Below are 26,018 nucleotides of genomic sequence, written 5' to 3'. Positions count from 1 at the left end.
CATGAGCATCAGCATTGATCATCAGGAAGGGACAGCAGTCATCAAAGCTACAGGACGCCTCGACAGCTCCAGCGTTGATGATCTTGAAGCGCTTGTAAAAAACGAACTCGACAAAAACGCCAAGCACCTTATTTTCGATTTTTCCGAGCTGGTCTACATCAACAGCTCAGGGCTTCGGGTTCTGGTACTGGCCTACCAAAAACTCTCCGGAGGAGGTGGCAACATCCTTGTCTGTGGTCTCAAAGACTACATACAGGAAGTTTTTAGCATCTCTGGTTATGATAAAATTTTTAAGCTGTTTCCTCAGTGCGATACGGCTCTGGAGAGTGTTCAGAACAGCTAGGGCCAATGCGCAAAACAACGAGAGTCATATCGTCCTCTCGAGGAAAAGAGCCAGTGAATGTATTCAGGGCTTCAATCACAGCCTGAACAATTTCATTGGCTTTTTTGTGTGCATTATTCATGAGCAGAGTCTCCAGCCGTTTCTTGCCAAACATCGTCCCCTCGGACGACCTTGCTTCCCACACGCCGTCGGTCGCCAGCACAATTAAATCCCCCTCCTGCACTGTGCGAGAATCTGCGGTTTCATATTTCCCATCCCGCTGCACCCCAAGAGGCAGGTTGTGACCGCCAAGGTATTCAATTGTCCTTGAACCAGCAGGAATATAGAACGCAGGATCATGTCCGGCACTAACCCAGCTCAAAACTTTTGTTTCTGGCATATACTCCATCAAAAAAAGCGTCATGAATCGCCCAGAGCCAAACGTATCTCGCGCAATCATGGCGTTCACATCCGTGCACAGCTCACCGGGAGTTCCTCCAGCAAAGGCCCGCATCCGCAACAGGGACCGAACCGAAGCCATCAAAAGCGCAGCACCAACACCATGCCCAGAGACATCACCGAGGGCAAAAAGCACTCGCCTGTCCTCGTCAGGAAGTGGCAAAAAGTCATAATAATCACCGCCTGTTTCATCTGAAAAGCGACTCTCTGCGGCAAGCTGACAGCCACACAGCGCAGGGCTGGAATGAGGTTGCAGGCTGGACTGAATCTCACTTGCGACCTGCATACCCTGCACAAGACGCATCCGGTCTCGCAGGGCATCAATCATCTGGTTGGTTCGCCCGGCAATGTAGCCAAATTCGTCACGAGTCATTGCCGGAACCCAGACATCAAGATCTCCCTGACTCACCCGCTCCAGTGTTCTGGTCTGATTCTCAAACAACAAACGAAGATTCCGCGAAAAGGAAAAAATCAAATTCACCAAAAGCAGCACAAACACGCCCATGACCAGACTAATATCGAGGACAACAGAGCGCACAGCATGGGAGCGATCCACGCCAGAACTCTGCACAATCCACTGAATATCCTTGGTCATAACCAGAAGGAGAATACCGGTAAAAAGCAGGAGAGCCAAAAGAGCAACAAGGGCAAAACGCTGCGTGAGCGGGCTAAAACTTCGGGGAAGTTCTCGAAAACTTCCATCATGCGCCAGCTCTTTCAAGAGTCGGCGTTCACGCTCAAGCCGCAGGTCGAGTGCCGCAAAGAAGGCCAGCGACACCGCACCCAAAAGAACCTTTGAACCGCTGGCAGAAAAGGGAAAGCCTAGCACGACCTGTCCATACAGTCCAAAGCCCAGCCCTGCGAGCACAAGGCAGAAGAAATCCAGCATAAACTGGCGCAAGGGCTGCTGCCGGGGCCGGGCAGACAAAACAACAGATCGAAGCAATGCACGGCGCAACACAAAGGCCACACCAAAGCTCACTGCCAGCAAAAAGAGGAGCCTCCACACGGGAAGCGAATCCAAAAACGGTCAGACCCGTCCGCCATACAGCGTCAGGACCAGCACGGAAAAGACATAAAAAAAGACAGCCCTCACAGCCTGCTCCTTGGTCACAGGGTTTCCCAAAGTATACACAATGCAGCAATGCGCTTCCATTTTCTTTGCAAAAAGATTTGCTGCGGGCTACCATATGAATATGCATCGAAAAATTCTTTTTTTCCTTCTTTTGTGCCTGTGTCTTACGTCAACAGCATATGCAAAGAGCGATCTTCCGCTCACCATTGCAGGCATCACGCTTGGAGATCACATCTCAAGCTGTGAAGAAATGTGCGTTGAAGATACAGCCATTGCCCTGCGTGATGAGATGTACATCACAGAGATCAATATTGATCGCGGCCAGCTTCCGGGTGTGCGTGGTGGAACCATTGGTGTGGGCAACTGCTTTGCACCGGGGACCATTGTCCGAGTAAAAATCAAGTTTCAGGACCGCAGCGAAGAGCTGTTTGAAGACCTGCTTGATCTCTACGACAAAAAGCTCGGCAAAAAGCGCACCTGGCAAGGTGATGCCTTTCACATCATTCAGTCCTGGCAATGGGTATTTACTGGGGAGAAAGGCGAAAAGGTCGAGATACTTTTGACTTACAGCCGAAACCCTGAATTTCGTCCCGGCGTTTCCGTCAAAATGACCCTGCGTTCCCTGTATCTCAAGGAACTGGAATGCTGGAAAAAGAAGCACGAAAAGGAACACGAAAAGCATAAGCCCATAGACAAGGCTGTTGATCTCAAAACCTTCCTGCCGCACTAAGGTGCACGAGCATGACGGATTTTCACCGCATCGCGTGGGATGGAATAGAACTCTTTACCCCTGCGGACTGGTCACCAGCCAGCCTCCGAAAGGGGCACCTGTCCCTTGAGTCCGATTCTGGGCCAGCCCTGACCTGCATCTGGAATTTCCAGCAGCCACGCTTTGTCCCCAAGACGCTTCTTCGCCACATTCAGCGACAGCTTTCTGGGGTTTCCCTTTCGATTGCAGATAGCCCAGCTCAAGAATGGGCCGACGCGATGCAGGAGCTGAACCACGCAGGCTTTGAACTCGCCCCTGTTCTTTGGAAAACAACGGCACACAACACAGAGCATGGTCTGGGCCTCCTCCTGCACAGCACAAAACATTCAGCCTCTGCCCTCCTTCTTTTTTTGCCTGCCTGCTCACCAGCCTCCAGTGCCCGCGTCGCCAGCGCCTTTCGCTTTCAGCCAGCAGACGCGACAAAGCATGACTGGGAAGTTTTTGGTATTCATGTCTCCCTGCCTCCCAAGTGGGAGCTTGGCAGCGCATCATTTCGGCCAGGCCAGTTTGAACTCTCCTTTCTTCTGGGGCATGGCATGCGACAAAGCCGCCTCAGTTTTGCTCGCTCAGGCCCAGCGTCCCTGCTTCTGCGACACAGCGACCTCACGACATGGGCACAGCACTTTCTTCAGCGTTATCAGTTCCGCCCCACAGCCATTCATGCAGCTCCACACGGCACCGACCGTCTCCGAGTCAGGGCTGAGCAGGGGCTTCACTCAAAAATTCCGGGCATACCTCGTCGGGGAAGCTCGGCCCACGTCTGGCTTCCTCACTCAGGAAACATGCTTCTCTCGGTCTGCCTCAGCAGCGCAGACACCGCACTTCACCAGCAAATCAACGAGTTTTGCCATGCTTTTTCCCTTTGTACGACGCAAAAAGACAGCACCAGCGCCAGCCCAGAACGCAGCACCAAGCCGGGCACAGGCCCTTGAATTCATCCCTGTTATCAACAGCAGCATAGACGTTGAGCACCGGGACAAAGGGAGCTGCCGCCTGCACTATGAACTGGCGCTCAAACCGTGGTTTGTCCGTGCTCACGAACGCCTCAGAAAAGCCCCCTTTCCGCCACAAAAAAAGACCCTTGAACTTGATGAAATCGGAAGCCTTGTCTGGTCGCTCATCGATGGCAGGCACTCTGTTGGAGCCATAGCCAAAACCCTTGGGGAAACATATGAACTCGAGGCCCGTGAGGCAGAGCTTTCAACGTCCACATTTTTGCGGGAACTTGGCCGCCGAGGGCTTATTGCCCTTCTGCCACCTCATGACCCAAGCCGCAGGGAGCCAAAATGAAACTCTTTCAGCTCTATCCACAAAGCTCACCAAACGTCGCGCCCACCTGCTTTGAAGGACGCGACATTGTTCTTGGCAGCTACCTGACCAGCAGCAAAGACCCTCAAATCAAAACACAGCATCACCCAGACGCCCTTGAATATGTCGAACGCTGGCTCAGCAGCGCAGCCCGCTGCGGCCTGCATACCGTTCTCATCGTCAACAAAGCCAGCGAAAGCTTTCAGGATGGAATACGCGCCATTTTTGCCAAGGCCAGCACCGGATACGGGAGCCTGTACTGTGCCGAGGTCACCCCACGGGGCTTCACTCCCAATGACGAACGCTTTCTTCATGCACTGGAACTGCTCCGCGTATTTCCCTGCGACAAGGTTTTCCTCACCGATGTTGGAGATCTCTTTTTTGGGCGAGACCCGTTTGCCTTGCTCGAGAACCGGGAGCCTGAGGACTTTATTGACCCCACAGCGCTCACTCGCTGCACCAGCCCGACCGAGGTTCGGCGCTGGGGGCTTCGGGCAACATGGCAGGTCAGGCACAGAAAAGGCTTTCGCTATTTCCTGGGGCATGAACCCGGAACGATTCGGGAAAATCCATGGCTTTGCCGCCAGTACGAACGCCTTCAGGGACGAGTTCCGGCAAAGCTCGGAAGCCGTCCAGTCCTGAACTGCGGCATTCTGGGAGGAGACCGAGCTGACATTATTCCTCTGCTCGAACGCTTTGAGGAAGAACTCACAGCCCTCAACCAACGTGAGCGGGCCTGTGATATGGTGCTCTTTAACAGCCTGCTGCGCGAACATGACGAAAAGCAGCTTTTTTCTGGAGGTCTGCTTTCCAGTCCATGGAAAGAGTATCTCCGCCAAGGCCCGTGGTACATTTTTCATAAATAAGGATTCGCCATGTCCAGAAAGACGTCCTACCTTGCCGGAGCCGATGCCGTCAGAACCCTCGCAATTATGGCGGTCGTTCTCCTGCACACGCAGCCCTTTGAAAATCTGCCTGTGCTCACGCCCATGAGCAAAGGCACGGACTTTTTCATAGAAAACATCTGCCGCTTTGCCGTCCCCAGCTTTTTCATTATTTCAGGCTACTTCTTTGGCCGCTCTGCTCAGAGCCGAGGGATTCACACTGCGGCAAAGCGTACCCTCTGGCGCGTTCTTTCGCTCTTTCTGTTCTGGTGCCTCGTGTATGCCGTCATGCCCAAGCCCAAGCTTTTTTTTCAGCATGGACTGGGAGCGTTTTCCATCTGGACCGACTTCACCTTTCACCGGCTCTTTCATGACCCCATCCTCTTTTTCCGCTTTGGCACCACTTTCCATCTCTGGTTTTTCCCTGCCCTCATCTATGCCATTTTGCTCATATGGCTCTTTGGGGCATTCCGCCAAACAAAACTTCTCCTCTTTCTTGCCGCAGCTCTTTACCTTTTTGGAATGCTCGGCCAGTCCTACAGAGTCGTCCCCGGCATAGGTCTCGACATTGACCGCTTTGTTCTTCGCGATGGACCTTTTTTTAGCACCCTGCCCGTTGCACTCGGCTTTGCATATGCCCAGCGCAAGACGCAGCTTCACGTCAACGCATGGGGCCTGATACTCGGAGGAACACTCCTCCAGTTTACGGAAATGATTTTCCTTTTCTCTGTTTTTCAGGCTCCATATGGCGACTATTTCCTCGGCAATATTCCCCAGGCCATCGGCATCCTGCACCTTGTGGTGACGCAACCACACTTTCTGGAAAACACGTTTCTCCCCAAGCTCGGAATTTACAGTCCCGGCATCTATGCGTCACACATCCTGCTCCAGCGCTGGATTGACTACCTCGACAACGTCATCCCGCCCCTGCTCTGGCAATGTGTTTTCCCTGTGCTCGTCTGGGTGGCGAGCATGCTCCTCTGCATTGCCATGAGCCGCTCCAAATGGCTCAAGCGCTTTGTGACATAAAAAAAGCCCCCTTTTCAGGGGGCTTCGTTCTTTCAGAAAAACTAATAGACACCATGAAGTGGTGCGCCCGGAGCAGCCAGCGCATCAACACGCTTTTCTACATCCGGATCAGGATCAAGCGGCGGAGCCTGAAAAGACTTGAGCCGGGCATCAATAATCACAGGGCCGGGAGTACCCCAGTGCTTGCACTGCGTCTCAGCATGAGCGCCATAGATGTCCGTTGCCGGATCAGAACGAGAGAAGCTCACCCACACAAAATTCTCCCAGTTTTTGGCGGCAAAATCGACGTCATCCACAACAACACAAAGCGGCAGACCATCGAGGGCCTCCAGCTGTTGCCCCAGCACATCGGCCAGAGCCTCAAGCTGTGGGTCTTGTACTCCTCTGGCACCCGTATGCTGAGGTCCCTGCACCACAACAATCCCGGGAGCAAAGCAGCGCGGAGCAGTAAAGCCCTCAGCAAGGCGCAAATCACCGGGCAATGCAGAATCAAGTCTGCGCTTTGCAGGGCCAGCGGCCGCCCAGACCAGCTTTGAGCCAGCATTCAGTCCTGTGCCTGAGTAGTCCAGCGTATCTATGGTCGTCTTAGTCACAAAATGCAAATCCCGACGCATGTCTGTGCGCTCCAGAATGTGCCGGAAGAATGACGGCAAATCATGCGCGGACAGGGTTGAGTCGTCTTCACGGGCACCAATAAACAGATACTTGGCAAGCGAGGTCTGCGTATTTCCCAACAGGGCCATGCCGTTCGTCAAAAGTTCCTGTGGCTGCCGTTCCTCGGCATACGGGACATAGCGCTCACTCCCCACAGCCAAAAGCAGTGGGTGCACGCCAGAAGCATCCACGGCATGGACCTCATGCACTCCCGGAAAGACTGTGGGAACCAGCTCCTCTGTGAGTTCATGAATAAAGGTTCCAAAAACTGTGTCTTCCTGCGGAGGACGTCCCACAGTTGTGAAGGGCCAGATTGCACCTTCCCGGTAATAAACATTATCCACATGCAGCACAGGGAAGTCATGCGTCAGGCTGTAATACCCAATATGATCGCCAAAGGGACCCTCTGGCTTTTGCTGACTTCCATACAGGGTGCCACAGATACAAAAATCTGCTTCGGCCAACATGGGGAGGCCGGTACCATTTCGCACCATGCGCATCCGCTTTCCTGCCAGCGCTCCGGCAAACATGAGTTCCGAAAGGCCCTCAGGAAGCGGCATAACAGCCGCAAGAGTCATGGCAGGCGCTCCACCTACAAAAATGTTCACCTTGAGAGGCTGTCCCTTTTTCATGGCCTCAGAATGATGAATACCAAGGCCCCGGTGAATCTGATAGTGCAGGCCGACTTCCCTGTCTTTCTCGTAGTCGTTTCCAGAAATCTGGACACGATACATTCCAAGATTGGAGTTTTTATACCCAGGGGCAGCCGGATTTTCTGAATAGACCTGAGGCAGGGTGACAAACGCCCCGCCATCCATCGGCCACGAAACAAGCTGCGGTAGCTCGGAAAGGCATGTCTGATGGGCTAGAATGGGTCCATCTTTAACGCTCTTGGGGAGTGCACCATAAAGCACCCGGGGAGCGCTACGAAAGGCCCACGGCTTTTTCAGCGCGGCACCGGGGTCTGCCTTGGCCCGAAAAAGAGCCTTGAGCGCAGGGAGGGTATCCCGAAAAATATATCGTGCTCTTTCCATTGTGCCAAAAAGATTCCCCAGCATAGGGAAGCGGGAACCCTTAACATTGGTAAAGAGAAGTGCAGGCCCACCAGCCCGAAAGACCCGACGCTGTATTGCGCCAATTTCCAGATGCGGGTCCAGACTTTTTCCAATGCGAATAAGCTCGCCTCGTGCTTCGAGGTCTTCAACACACTGCTGTAAATTTGTGTAGCCCATTGTTTTCCCAGTCGTGGTTATGGATGTACTGTGCAGGAGTTTTGCCCGAACTCCAGCTCAAAAGCAAGAATCCAGAAGTCGTTGCCGGGTGTACAGAACGCAGGCAACTCTGGCAGGGAGTTTACAGGGGGAATCGAAAAAGGTATGTCAGCTGCCTGACCTCTGGTGACACTCACCAACGACTCTTCGTCACCATCGTATTCCCATCAGGGGCCAAAACACCGAGGTTCGTCATGCAGCTTTCCGAACGCACCCGTCGGGTCCTTGATCTGACGCAGGAGCTTATGCGTTTTCCATCCACAGCATCAAATCCCGATGCCATCAACGCCTGCAAAGAGTTTATCTGCTCTCACCTGCACGGCATGGGCGTTGAGCCAGAATGTTTTACCTTTAATGGCACTCCGTCCATCGCGGTACTCCCCAAGCACGGCTACGCGCCAGTTCTGCTTATGGCCCACTTTGACGTGGTCGACGCGGACAGCGAGGAACAGTTTACCCCGCAGATCAAAGACGGTGCGCTGTATGGCCGTGGCAGCATTGACGACAAATACGCCGTTGCCATGAGTCTGGTTCTTTTTGAAGAACACCTCAAGTCTGTTGTGGCAGACGGTGGCAGCATCAGCGACATGAAATTCGGTCTTCTGCTCACTGGTGATGAGGAAGAAGGCGGTCACAACGGTGCAGGCAAAGTCCTTGCCCGTATCTCCACAGATTTTTGTATTGCCCTTGATGGTGGTGCGCCAGAAAGCATTATCACCAAGGAAAAAGGCTTTATCCGGCTGAAAATTACTGCTAGCGGTAAGGCAGCACATGGCGCCCGTCCGTGGATGGGCCAGAGTGCATTTGATGTCCTCGTCAAAGATTACGAAGCCATCAAAGAGCTTTTCCCCCAGTCCGACCCCGATCACTGGGAACGGACTATGAATCTGGGTATTGTTCACGCTGGCGGTGGCTCCGCCAACAGAGTTCCCGGTTCTGCGGAAGGTGTTTTCGATATTCGCTACACAGAAAAGGACAATCCCGACGAACTTTTGGACGCAATTCAGAAAAAAATTTCGTCCTCAGTCGAAATTCTTGAAAAAGAACCCTTGTTCTTTTCTGGCAAATGCGGATATATGGACCTCCTGCTTGCGACGGCTGGCGAATCGGTTTCGACCGGCTTTGCCCACGGAGCAAGCGACGCCCGCTTCCTGACTCGCGATGGCATCCCCGCTGTAGTATGGGGTGCAGAAGGCGAAGCAAGTCAGCACGGTGCCAATGAGCACATTATGCTCGACTCGCTGGAAGCCCTGACCAACACGATGAACGATTATCTGTTGGCCCTGCGTCAATCAAAATAGATTGCAAGAGAATCGACCTCTCATTGCATATATGCGCACCGTTTCGCTCACGGTGCGCCAAACGTAATCGAATTCCGCCTCGATTATGTTTAGGGTGTATTGGTATACTCCATTTGGGTGCGGGCAGGAACGCTCCTTCCTGCCCGCTTTTCCCAGAATTTTCGTTGCACAGCAGGGTTCTCCTGACTGTGCTTTTTTTGTGTCAGGATTTCATGCCTTCACAGGACAACTCGTCTTTTTCCCCATAATATTTCAGTTCGACAAGGTTCTTTTCCGGGTCCCGGACATAAATCGAAATTCCAGTCCCATGCGCGCCAAAACGATCAATAGGTCCCAGCTCAATGGGAACGTCCCGATCAAGAAGACGCTCCCTCGTGTCAAACCACTCTGCTTTCGACATAGCAATACACAAATGATTCAGGCGGCCAAGCTCAGGAAGCACAGCTAAGGCTCCATCATCCTGCCACATATGCGGCGGGAAAAAGTCCAAAAGCGTTTCTTTGGAAACCCGGACAGAAGGGAAAGCAACTTCGTGCGCCCTGTAGGCCCCTACCCGCTCGCCCGGCAATCCAAGAACATCACAATAAAATTCCAGCATCTTTTCGGCATCCGTGACGTTTATGCCAAGGTGATCAAGTTCACAGCACATCAGTTCACCGCCTTATCCTAAGTTCTCGTCTTCATGTGCGCAGCACAGAAGGACGCAAAATATAAATTCGCCATTGTCGGAATTGCTCTTTAGAGGTTACACTCAAATGACCTTTCAGTGAATATAACCCATAACATTTTCTTTCTCTTTTGGGGACGTCCATGAACCTGACAGATTACCAGCGGCTCATTGACCGACTCGGTGAAAATGCGGGCCGCACCCGACTCGAACTTCAGACAGGGCACTCTGCAGATTTCTACAGTGGCAGTGGACGAACCCGCTTTCACATCGAAAATGTCGAGTGGATTCCCCGGCTCCTCAAAATCGTTTTGGCCTGTACAGGACTTTTGGGGCATGCCCGGCGAAATACCCTTGCCTACAAAACCGTCCTCACGACCCATCACTTTCAAAATCTTCCCAAGGCCTTTGATGGCTTCAAAATTCTCCAGCTCTCTGACCTGCATCTCGACGGCATCCTTGATGGCGGAGAAACGCTCTGCTCGCGCATAGAAGCGCTCGACTACGATCTCTGTGTCATGACAGGCGATTTCCGTTTTTTAACAGTCCATGACTATGACGCCCCGCTTCCAGTGCTCCAAAAAGTCATGGAGTCCATTTCCTGTGAATTTGGTACACTGGCAATACTTGGCAATCATGACTTTCTGGAAATGGTTCCAGGAATAGAAGAACTCGGCATTCGCGTTCTGCTCAATGAAAACGCAGTGTTTCGCAAAGGCGGGCAGGAAATCGCCATTTGTGGCGTGGATGATCCCCACTATTACGGCTCTGATGACCTCAGCAAAAGCCTTCTCAAAACAGAGCACCTGCCGTGGAAACTGCTTTTGTGCCACAGCCCGGAACTTTACGAAGAAGCCGCAGAACTCTTTGATCTCTACCTCTGCGGGCACACCCACGCAGGGCAAATCTGCCTGCCCGGAAGTATTGCCATCATCAGCAACGCAGCCTGCCCCCGGCGTTTCATTCGCGGGCACTGGCACCATGGGAAAATGAAGGGCTACACCTCGCGCGGGACTGGCTCTTCCGGCCTTGCCGCCCGACTCTTTTGTCCGCCAGAAATTACCCTGCACGAACTGCGGACAGCACCAAAGTCAGACCAAGGAGAGACACAATGATCCATCCTTTGACGTTCTTTAAACATCCAGAAACCCCAGCAGTCATGGCAGATGAACGCGGCTTTTTGATTGAAGTCACCTCAAGCTTTTGCGAGCAGTTTCACTGGACTCGCGAGCAACTCATTGGAATGCCCATCACAGTGCTCATTCCACCGGAACTCCACGACGCACACCATCTCGGCTTCTCCAGCTTTGTGACCACAGGCAAGCATTCCATTCTGGAACAGGAGCTTGACCTTGAGCTTATGACAGGCAGAGGTGAACGTCTTCTGGCTTCACATTTCATCGTCGCAGGCGAAATTAACGGACAAAAACGCATCGCCGCACGCATTACAGCACGCTAGATTTTTTGAGGAAACGAGGTTCTCATGGATTTACCACGTCTTGTGGCCGAACTTCGAGGTACGCTTGGCAAGATGGAAGCCGCTCTGGACTCCATCTCGGAAGGTATTGTCTGGACCGATGAGCACTGTAAAATCCAATGGTGTAACGAACGCTTTATTCAGCTGCTGGGACGCCCCAAGATTCTCGTGCTTGGCAAAGACATCACCGAACTCTTTCCCCTTGCCGAAGCACACGTTCCCCTGCCCTATGAGGCACACCCCGCCTGCGCCCTCAAAATGGGCAAACCTGTCCGCCGGGCCATTTTTGAATTCATGTCGCCAAAGCGGGAAGAGGTCAGTCTTGATATTGAAAGCACCATTGTCCAGCTTCCCAATGGAAATGACTCGGTTGTTCTTGTTGTTCGCGATCTCACCCATGTTGAGGATCTCAGCCAGTTTGAGATTTACAAAACCGCCATTGCCGCAGCAGCCAACGCGGTTGCCATTACAAATGGCGAAGGCGACGTTTTGTGGGTCAACCCCGCGTTTAATGCCCTGACCGGGTACTCGCTGGAAGAAATTTACGGGAAAAACCTGACCATTCTCAAATCAGGAAAGACCCCTGACAAACTTTACAAGGGAATGCATCAAAGCATTCGAGCAGGAAAGATATGGCAGGGAGAACTCATCAACAAACGCAAGGATGGGACGCTCTATTATGAAGAGCAGACCATCACCCCGGTCGTAACCAAACGAAATGAAATAACCTATTTTATTGCAATCAAACAAAATATTACCCACCGCAAAAAGACCGAACAGGCTTTGCTGGAAAGTGAAAAGCGTATTCGGACCATCCTCGACAGTGCTCCTGACGCCATATTGAACTGCTCCGAAGATGGCTCACTCATGGGCGCAAACCCCATGTGCTTCACCATGTTTGACTACGAAGATCATGAACTTTTCATCAAGTCTCTTCCTGACCTCATCCCAGATCTTTCGTTACGGAAACTCACTCCAAATCTGGAGAGTGAGGGAATCGTTGCGCGGGGCCTGGAAAGCGTTGGGCACAAAAAAGACGGAAAAGAATTTCCCGTTGAAATGTCCATCAGTTTGGCTCAACTCAACAACTCACCGTTTTTTACAATTGTTATTCATGACATCACGGAGCGCAAAGAAACAGAACGCGAGCTGGCCGAGCAGCAGGAACGCCTTGAAGCCGACCTTGAGGCCGCAGGAAAAGTACAGCTCAGCCTTATTCCAAAGACACCGCCCAGCACAAAATTTTTTCGAATGCACTGGAAGTTCGTCCCCAGTGGGCACATTGGCGGAGATATTTTTAACGTGGTGCAACTCGATGAAGAGCATTACGCGTTCTATGTCGTGGACGTGAGCGGGCATGGTGTCCCCTCGTCACTCATTGCCGTGAGTGTGTCGCAGGTTCTGGAACCCCAATACCTCAGCCGGAGACGTCCGGCGCCTCAGCGCGGCTGGGAAATTCTGCCTCCAACAATTGTTTTGGATTTTCTGGATCGCCAGTTCCCCATGGAGCGTTTCAACAACTATTTCACCATGCTCTATGCGGTGCTCAATGTCCGAACCGGAAAACTGCAATACAGCTGCGCAGGACACCCGCCGCCCTTCCATCTGCAAACAGACGGGACAATCCTTCCGCTCAAAAAAGGCGGTCCGCTCATTGGACTGGGGGGAGCACTCCCCTTTGAGCAGGAAACCATACAGCTCAGCACTGGTGACCGGATTATCATGTATACCGACGGCATTACGGAATACGAAAATGAGCAGGGACAAATGTACGGCGAAGAGCGCTTTATCTCGACCCTGCAAAAAGAAATGACGCAGCCTCTCGAAGACATGATGGAGCTTGTGTATCAGGACATGATGGCCTCCGGGGACAGTCGACCACCAAACGACGACGTGACCTTTGTTGGCATTGAATACACAGGGACTCCTGAGCCAGAGGAAAACGAAAGCGCATAAAAAAGCCGGCCAAATGGCCGGTTTTTTTATGCGCTAAATAAAGAGGTGCCGAGGACTTCGCAGCACGACCTTGAGGTCTTCGCGAACGCTTCGCGTCGCCGCATAATGGCACTCCATAACCCGCTTTTCCACATCCTCCAAAGGACGTGGCGCAAAGGCATGCCACGGGTGCAACAATCCAGCTGGGGCAGTGAATCGAGCCTTGGCCCACTGAGTATGCAGCATCTCTGCCTGTTCCCTTTCCAGAGGCTCAATGCCAACAATTTCAAGGCGCCCTCGCAAGACATCAAAGAGGCCCGGCAACTCACGCAGAACAGGTATCCTGCTCTGGAAAAAACTCCGGCGCACATCCCGCAGCACCCGCTTGCCGTCAAGCTGAGGAGGTAGCTCTTCGCCCACAAGATCACGCACAAAAAACCGACGAAGCCCCAAAGCGTGCAAGACGCCCATCAGAAGGAAAAACGGCGAAAAAAGCAGAATCCCCAACAGGGCACAAAAAGAAGAAAAAATATGACGTTTTTTGGAAACTCGCCCGGTTCCGCCGAGAACAAAGGGATCGGGAACCACGGTGACCGTTTCCTGCGGAAAACTTACCAGCACATTTCCAGAAACCAGCGCATTACGCACTGTGACGTTTGGCCCAATATAACTTCCATCCAGAATGACACAGGAAGACAGTTCCGCCCCATGCTCTACCATGCACCCCGCTCCAAGTACCGCATCAGGTCCAGCGCTAACCTCGCGGGCCAAAACGCTATGACTCCCTACAAAAACAGGAGTTTCAAGCTGAGCTGCTGTATGCACCCGCGCGCCAAGCCCCATTCGGACCCCTTCGGCAGACTCTGTTCCCCGAACAACAAGATCAGGAAACTCCCCTTGCAGTGCCCGAACATTCGCAGCCCAGACATCGCGCAAGCGCCGAAAGACACATGGTGACGTCTCCAGAGAAACACTCTGACAGGTCCCTCCCTGCTCTTCCACAAACTGCACCAGCTGCTCAGGATGCACAGAGGAAAAATCGTAGCGATTCACAGCCTCCCGACTCAGGCAGACAGGCCCACCATCACAGTCAAACCGACGTATGTTGGCCGCCTCTGGAACCTCTGCACACAGCTCTTTCAACGGGAGTGCACCAATCATCAGATGCGAAAACACACAAAACTGCTCTTCGAGCGAACCCGCAAGTTTCAGCAGGACGTCACCGAGCGAGCTACCACTCACGAACTGAACATGCAGCCCAAAGCGTTCTCCGCTCCCAATTTCTGAGCGAAGTTCAAAGGCAAGGTGATCTGGCACAAGCACAAGATCTGTCACTCCGGCATCTGCCAGCCATTCAAGCATATGCACAAGTATGGGACGATTCATTACAGGAAAAAGTGCAAAAGGCCGCTCTTCATAGAAAGGATGCGGAAGCGGCATATCTGGAGCACAAAAGACTATGGCCTGCATCAGGAATCTCCTTTGCGCGGCACAACAGCCAAAAGGCTGTTTCGCCCTTCGCGGCTTTCATATTCCAGCCTGCTGGTGAGCTGGTGGACAATAAACAGGCCTCGTCCCCCATCCTGAGGATTCTCAAAGTCTGGCTCAGGGACCAGCGCCGGATCAAAGCTCTTCCCAAAGTCCTCAAAACACATTTCCAGCCGATCAGGGAAAATACCAAGCTCAATGCGCATCACACCGTGTTTCTGCCCGCTGTAGGCGTGGCGAATAATGTTTGTCGCAAGCTCGGAGGCAATGAGTTCCAAAGAAAAAAGCAGGCTTGATTCACAACAGCCAGACTGCCCAAAAAAACCATGGACAAAAGCACCGATGCTCTCAAGCTGAGTCGTACTTGCCTCAAAGTCCTGTACCGCCCTTTCCTGGAGCTGAGCTTTCTTTTCCATTTAATATGCACCTTTTCCTGTCAAAACAGCTGGCACGGTTTTCAAAAGTATTTTTATATCCCCCCAAAAGCTCTGACTCTCAATGTACGTCCTGTCCAATTCAACCTGTTGCTGAAAATCAAGGTTGCTTCGACCGCCAATCTGCCAAAGACACGTAATGCCGGGCTTCACAATGAGCCGCACCCGTTCCTTCTGGGCATACTGTTCCACCTCGCTCGGCAAGGCAGGACGAGGGCCAACCAAAGACATGTCTCCCCACAGCACGTTGATAAACTGCGGCAACTCATCAATAGAAAACTTGCGGATAACACGACCAATCTTTGTAATACGCGGGTCATCTTTCATCTTAAACAAAACATCGCCTGCTTCGTTTTTCTCCCGAATTTCCTCAAGTACCCGGTCCGCATCCGTGACCATTGATCGGAATTTGTACATTCCAAACAATGTGCCTCGCTTTCCAACACGCTCCTGTCGAAAGAAAATCGGCCCCTGGTCTTCGAACCAAATTCCAAACGCAGTTCCGAGCAGAACAGGAGAAAGCACCGTCAGCCCGGCAGCTGCACCTAAAATATCGAGGACTCTCTTGAGCGCCAGAGTGCTCCAGACCGTCGCCCGCCACAGGCTTTGCTTTCGCCACTTGCGAAGCCGTGCCCGGTACGCTGCAAACCGACCACCTCGTGCGTACTGTCCATACAGGGCATCAAGCTCTTTGCGTCGCTCTTCATCAAAATGCTTCATGACGCCTTCGCTCCAGTCAAATTCAGATAAGCTTCCATCTTGGTCAGGGCAAAAAGCCTCGCCACAGGTTCAGAGAGGGCCACAATATCCAGCTCGATTCCATGCTGAACACAGGCTTTATGCATCAGGATAATCGCCGTCAGCCCTGTGCTGTCCATAAAGTCAACATGGGACAAATCAAGTTCCACGCGATGAACACCACGCTCGGCTTCATCCACAGCCCCCAGCAGCTTCTTTTTCATCGCCTGAAAACTGTCCGCATCAAGACGACCAAGCAGCCGCACCCGCGTTGCCTCGCCCTCACGACCAAGCTCCAGAAGTGAATCCTCGCGCCCAGCCATAACCAGCTTACGCGCCGCAGCCATGCTCTCATGGAGGGGCAAAAAATCTTCCAACCGCCCAAGACGAATAACCCGCATTGCATCTTCAGACGCGGCACCAATGGCAAAGGGGACGTTATTCTTACGGGCCATTTTTTCCAGCGCCACAAGCACGCCAAGTCCCCGGCTGTCCATAAAGGTCACTCCAGACAGGTCAAGCGCGACACCATTCCCCTTTTCCAGCTCCCCCTCAGCGTTATGCGCAATTCCGTCAGCGGTCATTGAATCAAAGCGCCCGTCAACAATGCAAATTTTTCCAGAACCATCTTCCTGCATCCGCATCTCGGAGCGTGTGGAATCCGCTGTTTTTTGCCGCTCCAGAAACGAACGCCGCTCTGCCCGGTACAGGCGGGCAAAAGCCCAAAAGTCACGGAAATACCGACCAAACATGCGCCGAGGTTCCTGCAAAAAGCGATAGAACCACTCAAGCCCGGTCTTTTTCATCCATTCTGGAGCACGACTGACCCGCCCTGCCAAAAAATCAATAGTGGCACCAACGCCAATTGCCACGGGCACCCCAATTTGCGCGGAGTTCATGCGCAACCATTTCTCAGCCTTGCCCGCACCAAGCGAGACAAAAAGAAACTGTGGCCGAAAAGACTGGACTTCCCGAAAAACCGTTTCCTGATCCATTTCCAAAAGCGGCGTAAACTCGGGAGAATAGTGCCCAATACGCAAATCGGGATAACTCTCGTGCAAGCGGCGGGCGGCTTCTTCTCCAACGCCCGGAGCACCACCCAAAAAGAAAATACCCCAGTTCCTGCGCGCGGCAAGTTCAATAAGCCGGGGCACGAGATCAGAACCGGTGACCCGTTCCTTGAGAGGCAATCCAAGCTTTGATGACGCCCAGATTAGCGGCATTCCATCTGCCGTGATGAGATCGGCCATGCGGACAACTTCCATGAACTCCTCGTCCCTGTGGGCCGCAACAACAAAATTCACATTGGCAGTCGCCACATAATGCGGTCGACCGCTTTCGACGAATTCCTCCAGCCTGTCCACGGTTTCGTCCATGCTCAGGTTATCCAGCGGAATACCCATCAAAACAACAAGCTCCCGCTCACGTTCTGGCCGAAACGTCTTCTCATCACGTGCAGAATCAGGCATTGTGCTTTCCTTATTTTCCGCTGTTTGTTTCCGCATTCCTTTGGGTTCTGGTCCACCGAACACCACGAGAGAACAGCATTTTTATGTACACACAAATTTTCCACCCAAGGTAAAACGGGGCAAAGCCAAGTGCGAACCACAAATACAGCGGCGTCTTGCGCAAGAACAGACTGCTTACAACGTAAATGACAATGCCGACCAATCCTGCCAAGGCATAATCGACTGCCACAGGATAGAAGAAAACCGAGCACAGCAAAAACGCCAAAAGCAGCAACACCAAAAGCCCAAGCGGGGGCACCAGCAAATCAAGGAGCGCGTCCAGCGCGACACCGTCACCTTTTGCGGTGCGCCCCAAAAGCGTCATTCCATACTCGCGAATCAGTCCTATCCGACCACTCTCCCATCGTGTGCGCTGGGATTCGGCCTGCTGTCCGCTCACGGGCATCTCGGCCAAGACTTCTGTCTGCGGCACGTAGTACACCCGAACACCTTCCAGCACGAGCTGAAGCGAGAACTCAACATCTTCCACAATAGAATGCGCGGGCCAGCCTCGCTGCATAATCAGCTCCCGGCGAAAGCACATTCCATTCCCTTTAAGCCCCGCAGACGCGCGCAAAGCGCAACGGCCAGCCGGGCGCAAATGGTGAAAGGCTCGAAGAGCCAGCTCCTGCAAGGCTGTGCGCCATGCAGCTCCGGCATTGGAGGTGCCATAATAGGCCTGCGCCGCATACACCGCAGGATCAGCAAAAGCATTGGCCATTTCATGGCAAAAATTCGGCGCAACCTCGGTATCTGCATCAACAATGCTGATGAGATCCCAGTCTGCAAAGCGCTCCTGCTGCGTTCGGAACAGCCAGTCCAGGGCCTGCCCTTTCCCCCGCTCCGCTGGATCATCGCGCACCACAAGATCTGCCCCTGCTTCTTTGGCCCGTTCAGCGGTCTGGTCGACGCAGTTGTCAGCCAAAACCAGCACACCAAAAGAATGCTCGTCATAATCCTGTGCCAGAATCCGCTCCACGGTCTGCCGAATCAGCAGTTCTTCATTATGCGCCGGGATAACAAAAAGGACTTTTGCCGGAATGCTCCGGTCGTCTTCCCCTCGCGGGGGATGATAGAAAAAAGCGCCAACGGTCAGAATCATCAGGTACAGCACGCAGCAGTAAATATACATGCCTATGCTGAAAAACAGGATGTCGAAAATAAACATCAGCGTGTTTCCTCCGCGCCCAAAAGCTCTTCAAAATGATCGGCCAAGGCTCCTGCATTTTTGTCGAGATCGTAATGCCGGAGAACTGCCCGTCGTCCTGCCGCTCCCATCTTTGCGGCCCGATCAGGATGCTGAATGAGTTTCAGCATGGCCTCTGCCAATGCCTCCACATCACTGGGAGACACCAAAATACCACTTGTGCCGGTGCGAATCAGCTCTCCAATGCCCGTAATCTGTGTACTCACACAGGGGATTTCCATCGCCATTGCTTCCATCAGGACAACCGGAACCCCCTCGGCAAAACTCGGCAAAACAAAAAGATGCGCCGAGCGATAGAGTTCACGAACCCGATCCTGACCAACAGCTCCAGTAAAAATCACCTGATCGGAAAGCCCATAGCGTTCCACGGCCTTTTCCAGTGATGGCTTGTCTGGTCCACCACCCACAAAGCTCGCCCGGAACTCCACATTCTGCTCTTTAAGCTTCGCAAGTGCATCCACAAGAATATGCTGGCCTTTAGCCGGGACCAGTCGCCCAACGCATACAATGTGCGCAGGCTGTTCCTCTGGAACAGGTCGGGGAGCAAAGGCGTCTCCATCCACGCCGCAGCGATGAATAGAAATCTTGTCCCAGTGCTCCCGCTCGACGATTCGCTTAAGCTGACTTGAACAATAATGACTGATAGAGCGAATAAAACGGGCTTTTTCGACCTTTTTGGGCAAAAGGTTCTGATCGATATTATAAAAAATATCAGGTCCATGCACGCTTATACTGTACTCAATCTGCCCGCTTTCTGCTGCAATCATGGCAACCGTGGCCGCAGGGTTAGCAAAATGCACATGAACATGCGTCATTCCGTGCTTTTTCATCCAGCACAACAACACCACGGCCTCAGCAAAATAATAGAGTCCCTTCATGGGGCAGCGCGTGCCCTCCCAGCCAGCCGAAAGCCCGGCAACCAGAAGCCGCAACCATGCCCATGAAGACGTCCGCAAGAGTTCCCACTGGGCGCGCAAAGCCTGCTTCACACCGCCATCCTTGATGTACAGCGTCTGCTCGGCTTCTTTTTTTTCTGCCCGAGTCATCACCCCAAGATGCGCCGGGTAGCGAATGGACGCGGTATGCACCTCCACGCCCCGCTCCCGAAGCACCCCAATTTCCCGATGGATAAAGGTGTGGGAAATTCCGGGATATTCGCTTGAAAGATATGCCAGTTTGCGTGCCATGGTTGACCTCATATTATGCGGGTTCCCTGAGGTGCAGGCTCCAGGCTCTGCATCCCGTCCCCGGTTTGCTCCTGTTCTTCAACGCCTTCTGTTTCCCAAATGTGTGGCAGCATCTCCCCGTGTGCCGCCTGCGCGGCCATTGCTCCTGCTGCAAAAATAAAAATCGGGTTAATCATGGCGTTAAGGATATTATCCACAGTGTACAAGATAAGCAGCACCCCCATAATGAGTGTTGCTGTTGCGTGCCTGTCTATCCACATCTGCTTGCCCCACAGACGAAACGTCCTCACCGTGGGGATTAGGAAAAGCCCCAGCATAGCAGTGAGTCCCCACACACCATAATTACCAAGAACAATAATCCACAGGCCATCTGTAGTGGAAATATCTTCACCTTCTTCGTTATACACACGGGCACGCCCCCAGCCGCCCCACCCAAACATGGGCCGCTGCACAGCCTTGTCCAAAAGGATATCTTCGTTCTCGAAACGAAAAATCAGTGAACCTGCCCGCTCTTCACTCACAGCCGCCACCATGTCGCCAATGGCATCCCCAGACCATAGTCCTGTCGAGCGGCAGACCATGTATGTCGGTGGCAGCATCAAAAACATAAGAATAAAAATACTCGTCTTAAACCTGCGACAAAAATACATCAGGGTCAGCCCAATAATCATGAGGCCAAGAGCACCCATCGACTTGCAGAGCACCAGAGTGACGAAAAGTGGTGGCACCAGATACTTCATGGCAATGCCACGAATGTCTGTGACGGCTTTGGTCATCCAGAGCCACACCCCACACAGCGTTGCTCCTGCCATCCACATGCCCACCATCAGCCCGTGTTCCATAAAAACCATAGGCCGGTATCCGCCCATTCGGATGGTCTGAGCAAAATCTGGATGCGGATAAAAACCATAAAACATCCGGTGAAGCTGGGGACTCATGCGAATCTCAAAAAGACAAAGCGGGATGTAGGCAATGCCACCAAGGAAAAACGCCTTCACCAGAACTTCCAGATCACGCGGTGTCGCAAGGTACACGCGGCCAACCAGATACGGCAGGCCCCAGGTTGTGAACTGATTCAAAAAAGCGGAAACACCATCATACAGGCCAAGACCATTCGTGAGCGAGGAAATGGTCGGCGAAACAAGCCACATCCCCATGGGCAGGTCCCAGCCTGTCAGTTTGATATTAAAGAGCCTGTCTGCATCAAAAAGTGTCGCTCCAAGCAAAATTCCAAGACAGGTTGCCGACATTTTGGTGTATTCGGGCAGACCAGAAAACTCATACCGGGCAACAGGCAAAAACATCCACGCACCAACAAAAGCAGCAATCACGGCGGTCCGGGGTGGGAAAACTGCAAAAAGCAGCAGCACCACAGGAATCCACCCGAACATGACAAGGTGCGTTAATGGACTCACTCTGGCCCCCGCCCTTTTCTGCGCTCCAGAGCCTCCTCAAAAAAGGCCAGCATCTGCTCTGCTTTTCTGGGCCATGCAAAAGACGCAGCCTGCTCTCGTGCAGCATCCGACATCTTTCGCCACAGCTCTTCGTTCTCGGCTATCTCTGCCAATCCCTGCGACACGTCATAGCTCAACTGTTCACGGGAATTGGGGGGATACTTATAGCCCGATTCTGAGGTGACATACTCACCAATGCCCCCATGATCTGCGACCACACAGGGCAACCCGGCGGCCATTGCCTCAAGCGCAACCGCTCCACCAAATTCGCGAACAGACGGAAACACAAAAACATCAGACTGCGAGTAATAGTCCGCGGTCTTTTCCTGTTCGATCCAGCCCGTAAAATGAACAGCGTCTTCCGGGAGCTGCTCCGCAGCAAGCTGTTCAAGCGCGGCCCGCTCCGAGCCATCTCCAACGATAGTCAGGCGAATATCTTTGCCTGTTGCTTCACGAGCCATGCGCACAGCCCGAAGCGCCATGTCTGCCCCTTTGTATGGCACAAGCCGCCCCACAAAGAGCGCCTGCAAAACACCCGGACGGGCAAAACCTGCCCGCGGTCCAGAAAGCGTCTCTTCCCGGATGCCGTTTTCAAACATAAGCCGGAGCGAATCATCAGGAAGATCAAAGCGCTCCTGTAACATGCCCTGCGTGTAGCTCGACCCCGCCAGGACCAACTCAGCATTCCTGTAGGTCTCCGCATAGCCCGGAATGAACCGGGTTCCTGAGCGCAGGAAATTAAACGCAGCGAACTCCTTGCGTGCTGTTTCAGAAAAGCCCTCAGGGAATGGCAACCCGCCATTGACAGGACCAAGCACCAAAGGCACCTGCTGCGTACAGGCCTTGACCATTTTGACAGGATAGCGTGGCAGAATTGGCGTCATCGCATGGACCAGGTCAAATTCTCCCCTGAGCACAGGGGCACGGTACATGTCATACGCCTGCCGATTAAAAGACGCATAGACGGGATAGGACAGCGCATGCTGCAAGGGCCAGTTCACGCCTTTTTTTGAGGTTGTCCCATGCACCCAGGCATACCAGCGTCGCACCCATTCAGGCTCTCGAATATACACAATCTTTTGGCCATCCCGGACCTTCTCCAAAGCCTCACGATTGCGGTAATGGGTCACAAGAACAGTATCGCACAGGGCACTAATACTCTTCCAAAAATTATACCCAACAAGGGGAACAGATGCCCATTCCGGGTTGACCTGCTCCATGAGCATCAACACACGAAGACGCTTCATGCTCCCTCCTCTGCGGCAAGGCTCTGCTCCAAAAGCCGAGGGGCCGTGCCATGTTCCACTGCATTTGCCCAGTCCAGCAACACTTCACGAAACGCCACCGGGCACCGAATCCTTTTCCACGCGGCTTCGGTTGTTTCCGAAAGTACGGCATACGCTGCGGCGTCCTGCAAGGATTCCTGAATGCAGTCTGCACACGAGCTTTCATCTCCTGCGGTAAAGAACCGACATCCTTCACCATCACGAAGAGATTCCACAAAGGTTGGATGATCTGACAAAACAGCCGGAGTCCGGGTTTCAAAAGCTTCATAAATCACACTCGGCAGCCCCTCTGGATATTCATGCCGACTGGGCACAACAACAAGCTGTGCCTCGTGCATTTTCTGGAGCACGGTACTGTTTGCCGTCTGCCCCAAAAAATCCACAGAGTCCGCACAGCCCAGCTCCTGAGCCAGATCCATAAACTGCTTTTCATCAGGACCAACACCACACAAAACAGCCCGCACAGGGATGCCGCGTTCATGAAGCAGCACCACGGCGTGCAAAAGTTCTGGGACCCCTTTCTCAGTCAGCATCATTCCAGCATAAAACACAACCGGGTGCTGATGCGTGAGTTCCTTTGGCGGAGAATCCTCTGGCAAATGGGATGCAGGCCAGTCCCACGGAACAATTTTCTCTGGAGTAATGCCCGCAGCTTTCATGGAACAACACGCCGGACGATTATGATTGGAGCACAAGACAATACGCTCATCGTTGAGAAGCGAAACCACGGACTTGTTTCGCAGCCAATTCTTTAGCCCCCCATGCGGGAAATAGTCCGCAAGAAGAGGCAAAACAGGCACACCGTGTTCCACAAGCTTTCGACCAAGACGAGTCAGCACCCAGCCCGGAGCACGCAGAATAGCATGCGTAGGCTCAAAGCTTTTCGCCACATCAAAAAGGCGCTCAGCCGCAATCTCAGCGTCCTTGTGATACTGGCGTCCGTGCGTCTGCGGCTCGTAGTGCCCAGCATAAACAGTGTAGCTCCCGTGCAGGACTTCATACGGTCCCGCATCCAGACAGATGACGCAGCACTCACCATCCTGCACCAATTCATCCACAGCATCGAGGCTGTAAAACTGGGCACGATAGTTTTCTTCACGACCTTCATCGCGAGCCTTGAGGGCTTCTGCATAATCGCCATACTGAACAAGCAGAATCCGGCGTTTTTTCATCGGTCTTCCTCCCAGCTCAAAACAGTCAGGCTATGGGGGGGGAGCGTTATACCAGATCGAACATCCAGTCCGCTCAACTCTTCTTCCTCTATATGCACCTCTGGCCTGTGCTCTGGCTCATTCGAGTCTTCCAGCTTTGGCGCAGCCAAAACAGCCCAGCGTACAAAACGCGGATTGCCTTCCAGATTCAGTTCTGGCCGCAAACTTTCGCGAGGATGCAAATTCACAAGCACAAGTCCTCGGTTCTTCCCATCTTTTGTGGCATAGGCCCGAAGCGCAGGAAATGAGAAGCGACGCAACTCCCGATTCTCTTTTTCTTCTGGCTTGGGCTGCACAAAGTCAGCCAGCCGCAGCATGGGACTCCCCGAGACCTCGCACGCAAGAAGCTTGCCCTGCAAAACCCAGTTCACCATTTCTGCGGCAAGAAACGTTGGACGATAGCGTTCTGCCCCTTCTTTCATGTTCAGGGCACAGCCCCAAAGGCGCAGACGTCGCTGATTGCTTCCCGGATATTCAAACTGTGCAAGCTGGAACATGTTCTGAACCAGCACGCCCCGTTCCATGAGCGAGAGCATCCAGTCCACAAGGTTCACCCCAGCACCAACACCGGTAACCAAATCATTGCACGCCTGTTCCGGGGCATCTCCACCCGTTGGGTGATGGTTCACTTCATACACCGCAAGAGCAGGTCCCCTGCGCTCCTGAAGCGCATCAAGGACATGCCCAAGCTCCCCCTCTGCCAAAGCAAAACGGGGGACAGCAAGCGCAGTCATATACACGGCTTCTGCTCCCTGCGAGGCGATATGCTGACTCAGGTCATGAAGAATATAGGGAGCAATCGCGAGATGCGACGCATGAGGAATGTCTTGTGCAAGGCGCAAAGAGAGGTGGGCGTTCACAGCCTGAGAACCAGCAACACAATGAATTTTCGAATTGGAGTAAGGAGACAGTGCCGCAGCAGAAAACAGACTCTCCCAGTATTCGGCACGCAGATTAAAGCCCGCATGACGATACGGGTGCATGTCGTTCCATGCTTCGTTGCCAACTTCGAGGTAAATGTGCTCAAAAGCAGACGTCCACGGTTCCGGATGTCCGCGCGCAGCCCGAAGCGCGCCCATGCGTGTCGTTTCTGGACCAGCGAGGTACTCAATAAGTCCCTGCATTTCCTGAATGGTAAAGGTGCCGGGCAGGCAGTACCACGGTGAGGTGCCCACGCTTTCGCAGAGCGTCAAAAACTCATGCAGTCCATAGCTGTGGAACCGGGCAACACCTGTACTTTTGGGATGGACAGGCCAGAGCTGACCTGACGGAGCATCAGAGCGCGAAGAGCTGTAGGCCAGCCGGTATTCGCGCGGGCGCAGAATGTTTTCCAGACTACTCCCCCCAAGCTGGAGATAGCGCAAAACCCCGGGCTGAAAACGGCGAAGGGTCCGCAACACATCATCCCGAAACGCAGTGGGATTCTCATCTCCCAGACGCTTACAACTCACTTCATCCAGCACAAGCACGCCGTCGTGCATGCTCATTCCAAGTCCCATAAGCCGCCATGAAAATTCTTTCAGCGAAAATTCCAGCGTATATTTCTTCCACGTGGGCCAAAGCTTCACAGTCTGAAAGCTCGCGCCATGCCTGCCCCGATGCGCAAAATTCCCAAGGTAGACGACCAGCTCACCACTGCCCTTGGCCCAAAAAGAGACACGCCAGTCGCCCGTTGCTTCGGCCCACCGAGAATCTAAAAGAGGTGCAAGGATTCCCGCGCAACAGCCTTTTTTCCGAGCATCAAGAAGCACACTCTGCTGCCCCTTGCTCCCCGGTCGAGGATCTGAAACGCTTTGGACCTGCCCACCATTTTCACCAAAAACCCACCAGCTTCCGCCATGCTGTCCGACATAGCCCAAATCAAGCTGACGAGATTCAAGGAGCAGTGCATCATTGAGGCGAGGCGAAGCAAGGGGGCGATCAAAGCGATACACGGGAAGCGGTCCATTCTTCTCAGCACCAGGAACCAGCTCCCGATCGATGCGCATGATGCGCCGAGGAATTCCCTGAGCAGGCCCGGTCAAAAAGGTTGCCGTTGCCCCCTCAAGAATACCGCCCCATTCTCCAGTCTGGAACCAGTCGGCATACCAGTCCGCGCCCCCTCGTGGTCCCCACGTGATTTGGCGATACAGAACCCCTTCAAAGCCGCCATGTGGAATGCGTTCCTTGGTCAGAACAGCACCAGAATACCAAAAATCATCACCAAGATTGATGCCCAGTCTCTGGACGTTTTCCACAAGAACTGTCTCTGTCAGTTTCACACGAGGAGCCTGCTCTGGCTCATCCGAGCAGGACAAGAGAGCGAGGCTCAAAACACCATAAAAAAAGACTGTAAGACAGCTCCGTATACGCAT

At 53.2% G+C, this 26,018-nt stretch carries 23 protein-coding genes; 10 read left to right on the top strand and 13 right to left on the bottom strand.

Translation table 11 applies throughout. From position 1 onward, the window contains the following. Window position 1 precedes the first annotated feature (1 nt). Complete coding sequence (locus B5D23_RS12445) at window positions 2-343, top strand: STAS domain-containing protein (RefSeq protein ID WP_078685777.1); 342 nt, start codon at window positions 2-4, stop codon at window positions 341-343. Here the strand turns inward: B5D23_RS12445 and B5D23_RS12440 are convergent. Further along, window positions 291-1,805 (bottom strand): PP2C family protein-serine/threonine phosphatase, encoded by a 1,515-nt coding sequence (locus B5D23_RS12440; protein ID WP_348980892.1) that lies wholly within the window; start codon window positions 1,803-1,805, stop codon window positions 291-293. The two genes, B5D23_RS12445 and B5D23_RS12440, sit on opposite strands and share 53 nt — an antisense overlap. 166 nt (window positions 1,806-1,971) lie before the next feature. Here B5D23_RS12440 and B5D23_RS12435 point away from each other — a divergent pair, with 166 nt between their 5' ends. Genes B5D23_RS12435 through B5D23_RS12415 form a run of 5 tightly spaced genes read left to right on the top strand, consistent with a single transcriptional unit; the run spans window position 1,972 to window position 5,846 of the window. Then, complete coding sequence (locus tag B5D23_RS12435; protein WP_144012620.1) at window positions 1,972-2,586, top strand: hypothetical protein; 615 nt, start codon at window positions 1,972-1,974, stop codon at window positions 2,584-2,586. A gap of 11 nt (window positions 2,587-2,597) precedes the next feature. Continuing rightward, complete coding sequence (locus tag B5D23_RS12430) at window positions 2,598-3,557, top strand: hypothetical protein (RefSeq protein WP_078685774.1); 960 nt, start codon at window positions 2,598-2,600, stop codon at window positions 3,555-3,557. Further along, a complete protein-coding gene (locus B5D23_RS12425; RefSeq protein ID WP_078685773.1) occupies window positions 3,475-3,915 on the top strand; it encodes a PqqD family protein in 441 nt (146 codons plus the stop codon). The genes B5D23_RS12430 and B5D23_RS12425 overlap by 83 nt, the downstream gene beginning before the upstream one ends. Beyond that, window positions 3,912-4,799, top strand: a complete 888-nt coding sequence (locus B5D23_RS12420; RefSeq protein ID WP_078685772.1) for a hypothetical protein — start codon at window positions 3,912-3,914, stop codon at window positions 4,797-4,799. The genes B5D23_RS12425 and B5D23_RS12420 overlap by 4 nt, the downstream gene beginning before the upstream one ends. 9 nt (window positions 4,800-4,808) lie before the next feature. Further along, window positions 4,809-5,846, top strand: coding sequence for an acyltransferase (locus B5D23_RS12415; RefSeq protein ID WP_078685771.1), 1,038 nt, complete (start codon window positions 4,809-4,811; stop codon window positions 5,844-5,846). A gap of 41 nt (window positions 5,847-5,887) precedes the next feature. Here B5D23_RS12415 and B5D23_RS12410 read toward each other — a convergent pair whose 3' ends face one another. Next, a complete protein-coding gene (locus B5D23_RS12410) occupies window positions 5,888-7,732 on the bottom strand; it encodes a UbiD family decarboxylase (protein WP_078685770.1) in 1,845 nt (614 codons plus the stop codon). A gap of 233 nt (window positions 7,733-7,965) precedes the next feature. Here B5D23_RS12410 and B5D23_RS12405 point away from each other — a divergent pair, with 233 nt between their 5' ends. After that, entirely contained in the window at window positions 7,966-9,072 is a 1,107-nt protein-coding gene (locus tag B5D23_RS12405) for a M20 family metallopeptidase (RefSeq protein ID WP_159445995.1), read from the top strand. 202 nt (window positions 9,073-9,274) lie between these two features. Here B5D23_RS12405 and B5D23_RS12400 read toward each other — a convergent pair whose 3' ends face one another. Continuing rightward, complete coding sequence (locus B5D23_RS12400; RefSeq protein WP_078685768.1) at window positions 9,275-9,721, bottom strand: VOC family protein; 447 nt, start codon at window positions 9,719-9,721, stop codon at window positions 9,275-9,277. 161 nt (window positions 9,722-9,882) lie between these two features. Between B5D23_RS12400 and B5D23_RS12395 the strand changes: the two genes are divergently transcribed. The 3 genes from B5D23_RS12395 to B5D23_RS12385 are packed head-to-tail and all read left to right on the top strand — an operon-like array spanning window position 9,883 to window position 13,172. Continuing rightward, window positions 9,883-10,854, top strand: a complete 972-nt coding sequence (locus B5D23_RS12395) for a metallophosphoesterase (RefSeq protein WP_078685767.1) — start codon at window positions 9,883-9,885, stop codon at window positions 10,852-10,854. Continuing rightward, window positions 10,851-11,198, top strand: coding sequence for a PAS domain S-box protein (locus B5D23_RS12390; RefSeq protein WP_078685766.1), 348 nt, complete (start codon window positions 10,851-10,853; stop codon window positions 11,196-11,198). The genes B5D23_RS12395 and B5D23_RS12390 overlap by 4 nt, the downstream gene beginning before the upstream one ends. Before the next feature lie 24 nt (window positions 11,199-11,222). Continuing rightward, window positions 11,223-13,172 carry a SpoIIE family protein phosphatase gene (locus B5D23_RS12385; protein ID WP_078685765.1) on the top strand — a complete coding sequence of 650 codons (1,950 nt, stop codon included), beginning with the start codon at window positions 11,223-11,225 and terminating at the stop codon, window positions 13,170-13,172. A 33-nt stretch (window positions 13,173-13,205) separates the two neighbouring features. Here the strand turns inward: B5D23_RS12385 and B5D23_RS12380 are convergent, their stop codons facing one another. From B5D23_RS12380 to B5D23_RS12335, 10 genes are read right to left on the bottom strand one after another with little or no spacing between them, the layout of a single operon-like run. Continuing rightward, the gene (locus B5D23_RS12380; protein WP_078685764.1) at window positions 13,206-14,621 is read right to left on the bottom strand and encodes a sugar transferase; all 1,416 of its coding nucleotides are present in this window, start codon (window positions 14,619-14,621) and stop codon (window positions 13,206-13,208) included. After that, window positions 14,621-15,055 (bottom strand): ATP-binding protein, encoded by a 435-nt coding sequence (locus B5D23_RS12375; RefSeq protein ID WP_078685763.1) that lies wholly within the window; start codon window positions 15,053-15,055, stop codon window positions 14,621-14,623. Before B5D23_RS12375 ends, B5D23_RS12380 begins: the two co-directional genes overlap by 1 nt. Next, window positions 15,056-15,793, bottom strand: coding sequence for a sugar transferase (locus tag B5D23_RS12370; RefSeq protein WP_078685762.1), 738 nt, complete (start codon window positions 15,791-15,793; stop codon window positions 15,056-15,058). Beyond that, the gene (locus B5D23_RS12365) at window positions 15,790-17,280 is read right to left on the bottom strand and encodes a WecB/TagA/CpsF family glycosyltransferase (protein ID WP_159445994.1); all 1,491 of its coding nucleotides are present in this window, start codon (window positions 17,278-17,280) and stop codon (window positions 15,790-15,792) included. Before B5D23_RS12365 ends, B5D23_RS12370 begins: the two co-directional genes overlap by 4 nt. Window positions 17,281-17,290: 10 nt before the next feature. After that, window positions 17,291-18,487, bottom strand: coding sequence for a glycosyltransferase family 2 protein (locus B5D23_RS12360; RefSeq protein WP_078685760.1), 1,197 nt, complete (start codon window positions 18,485-18,487; stop codon window positions 17,291-17,293). Then, window positions 18,487-19,713 (bottom strand): glycosyltransferase family 4 protein, encoded by a 1,227-nt coding sequence (locus B5D23_RS12355; protein WP_078685815.1) that lies wholly within the window; start codon window positions 19,711-19,713, stop codon window positions 18,487-18,489. Before B5D23_RS12355 ends, B5D23_RS12360 begins: the two co-directional genes overlap by 1 nt. A gap of 8 nt (window positions 19,714-19,721) precedes the next feature. Then, a complete protein-coding gene (locus tag B5D23_RS12350) occupies window positions 19,722-21,128 on the bottom strand; it encodes a hypothetical protein (protein ID WP_078685759.1) in 1,407 nt (468 codons plus the stop codon). Further along, window positions 21,125-22,414 (bottom strand): glycosyltransferase family 4 protein, encoded by a 1,290-nt coding sequence (locus B5D23_RS12345; RefSeq protein WP_078685758.1) that lies wholly within the window; start codon window positions 22,412-22,414, stop codon window positions 21,125-21,127. The genes B5D23_RS12350 and B5D23_RS12345 overlap by 4 nt, the downstream gene beginning before the upstream one ends. Further along, on the bottom strand, window positions 22,411-23,625 hold the full coding sequence (locus B5D23_RS12340; RefSeq protein WP_078685757.1) for a glycosyltransferase family 4 protein: 1,215 nt from the start codon (window positions 23,623-23,625) through the stop codon (window positions 22,411-22,413). The genes B5D23_RS12345 and B5D23_RS12340 overlap by 4 nt, the downstream gene beginning before the upstream one ends. After that, a complete protein-coding gene (locus tag B5D23_RS12335; RefSeq protein ID WP_078685756.1) occupies window positions 23,622-26,018 on the bottom strand; it encodes a hypothetical protein in 2,397 nt (798 codons plus the stop codon). Before B5D23_RS12335 ends, B5D23_RS12340 begins: the two co-directional genes overlap by 4 nt.

Source organism: Desulfobaculum bizertense DSM 18034 (assembly GCF_900167065.1).
Taxonomy (GTDB): Bacteria; Desulfobacterota; Desulfovibrionia; order Desulfovibrionales; family Desulfovibrionaceae; genus Desulfobaculum; species Desulfobaculum bizertense.
This window is presented reverse-complemented; position numbering and strand designations above follow the sequence as displayed.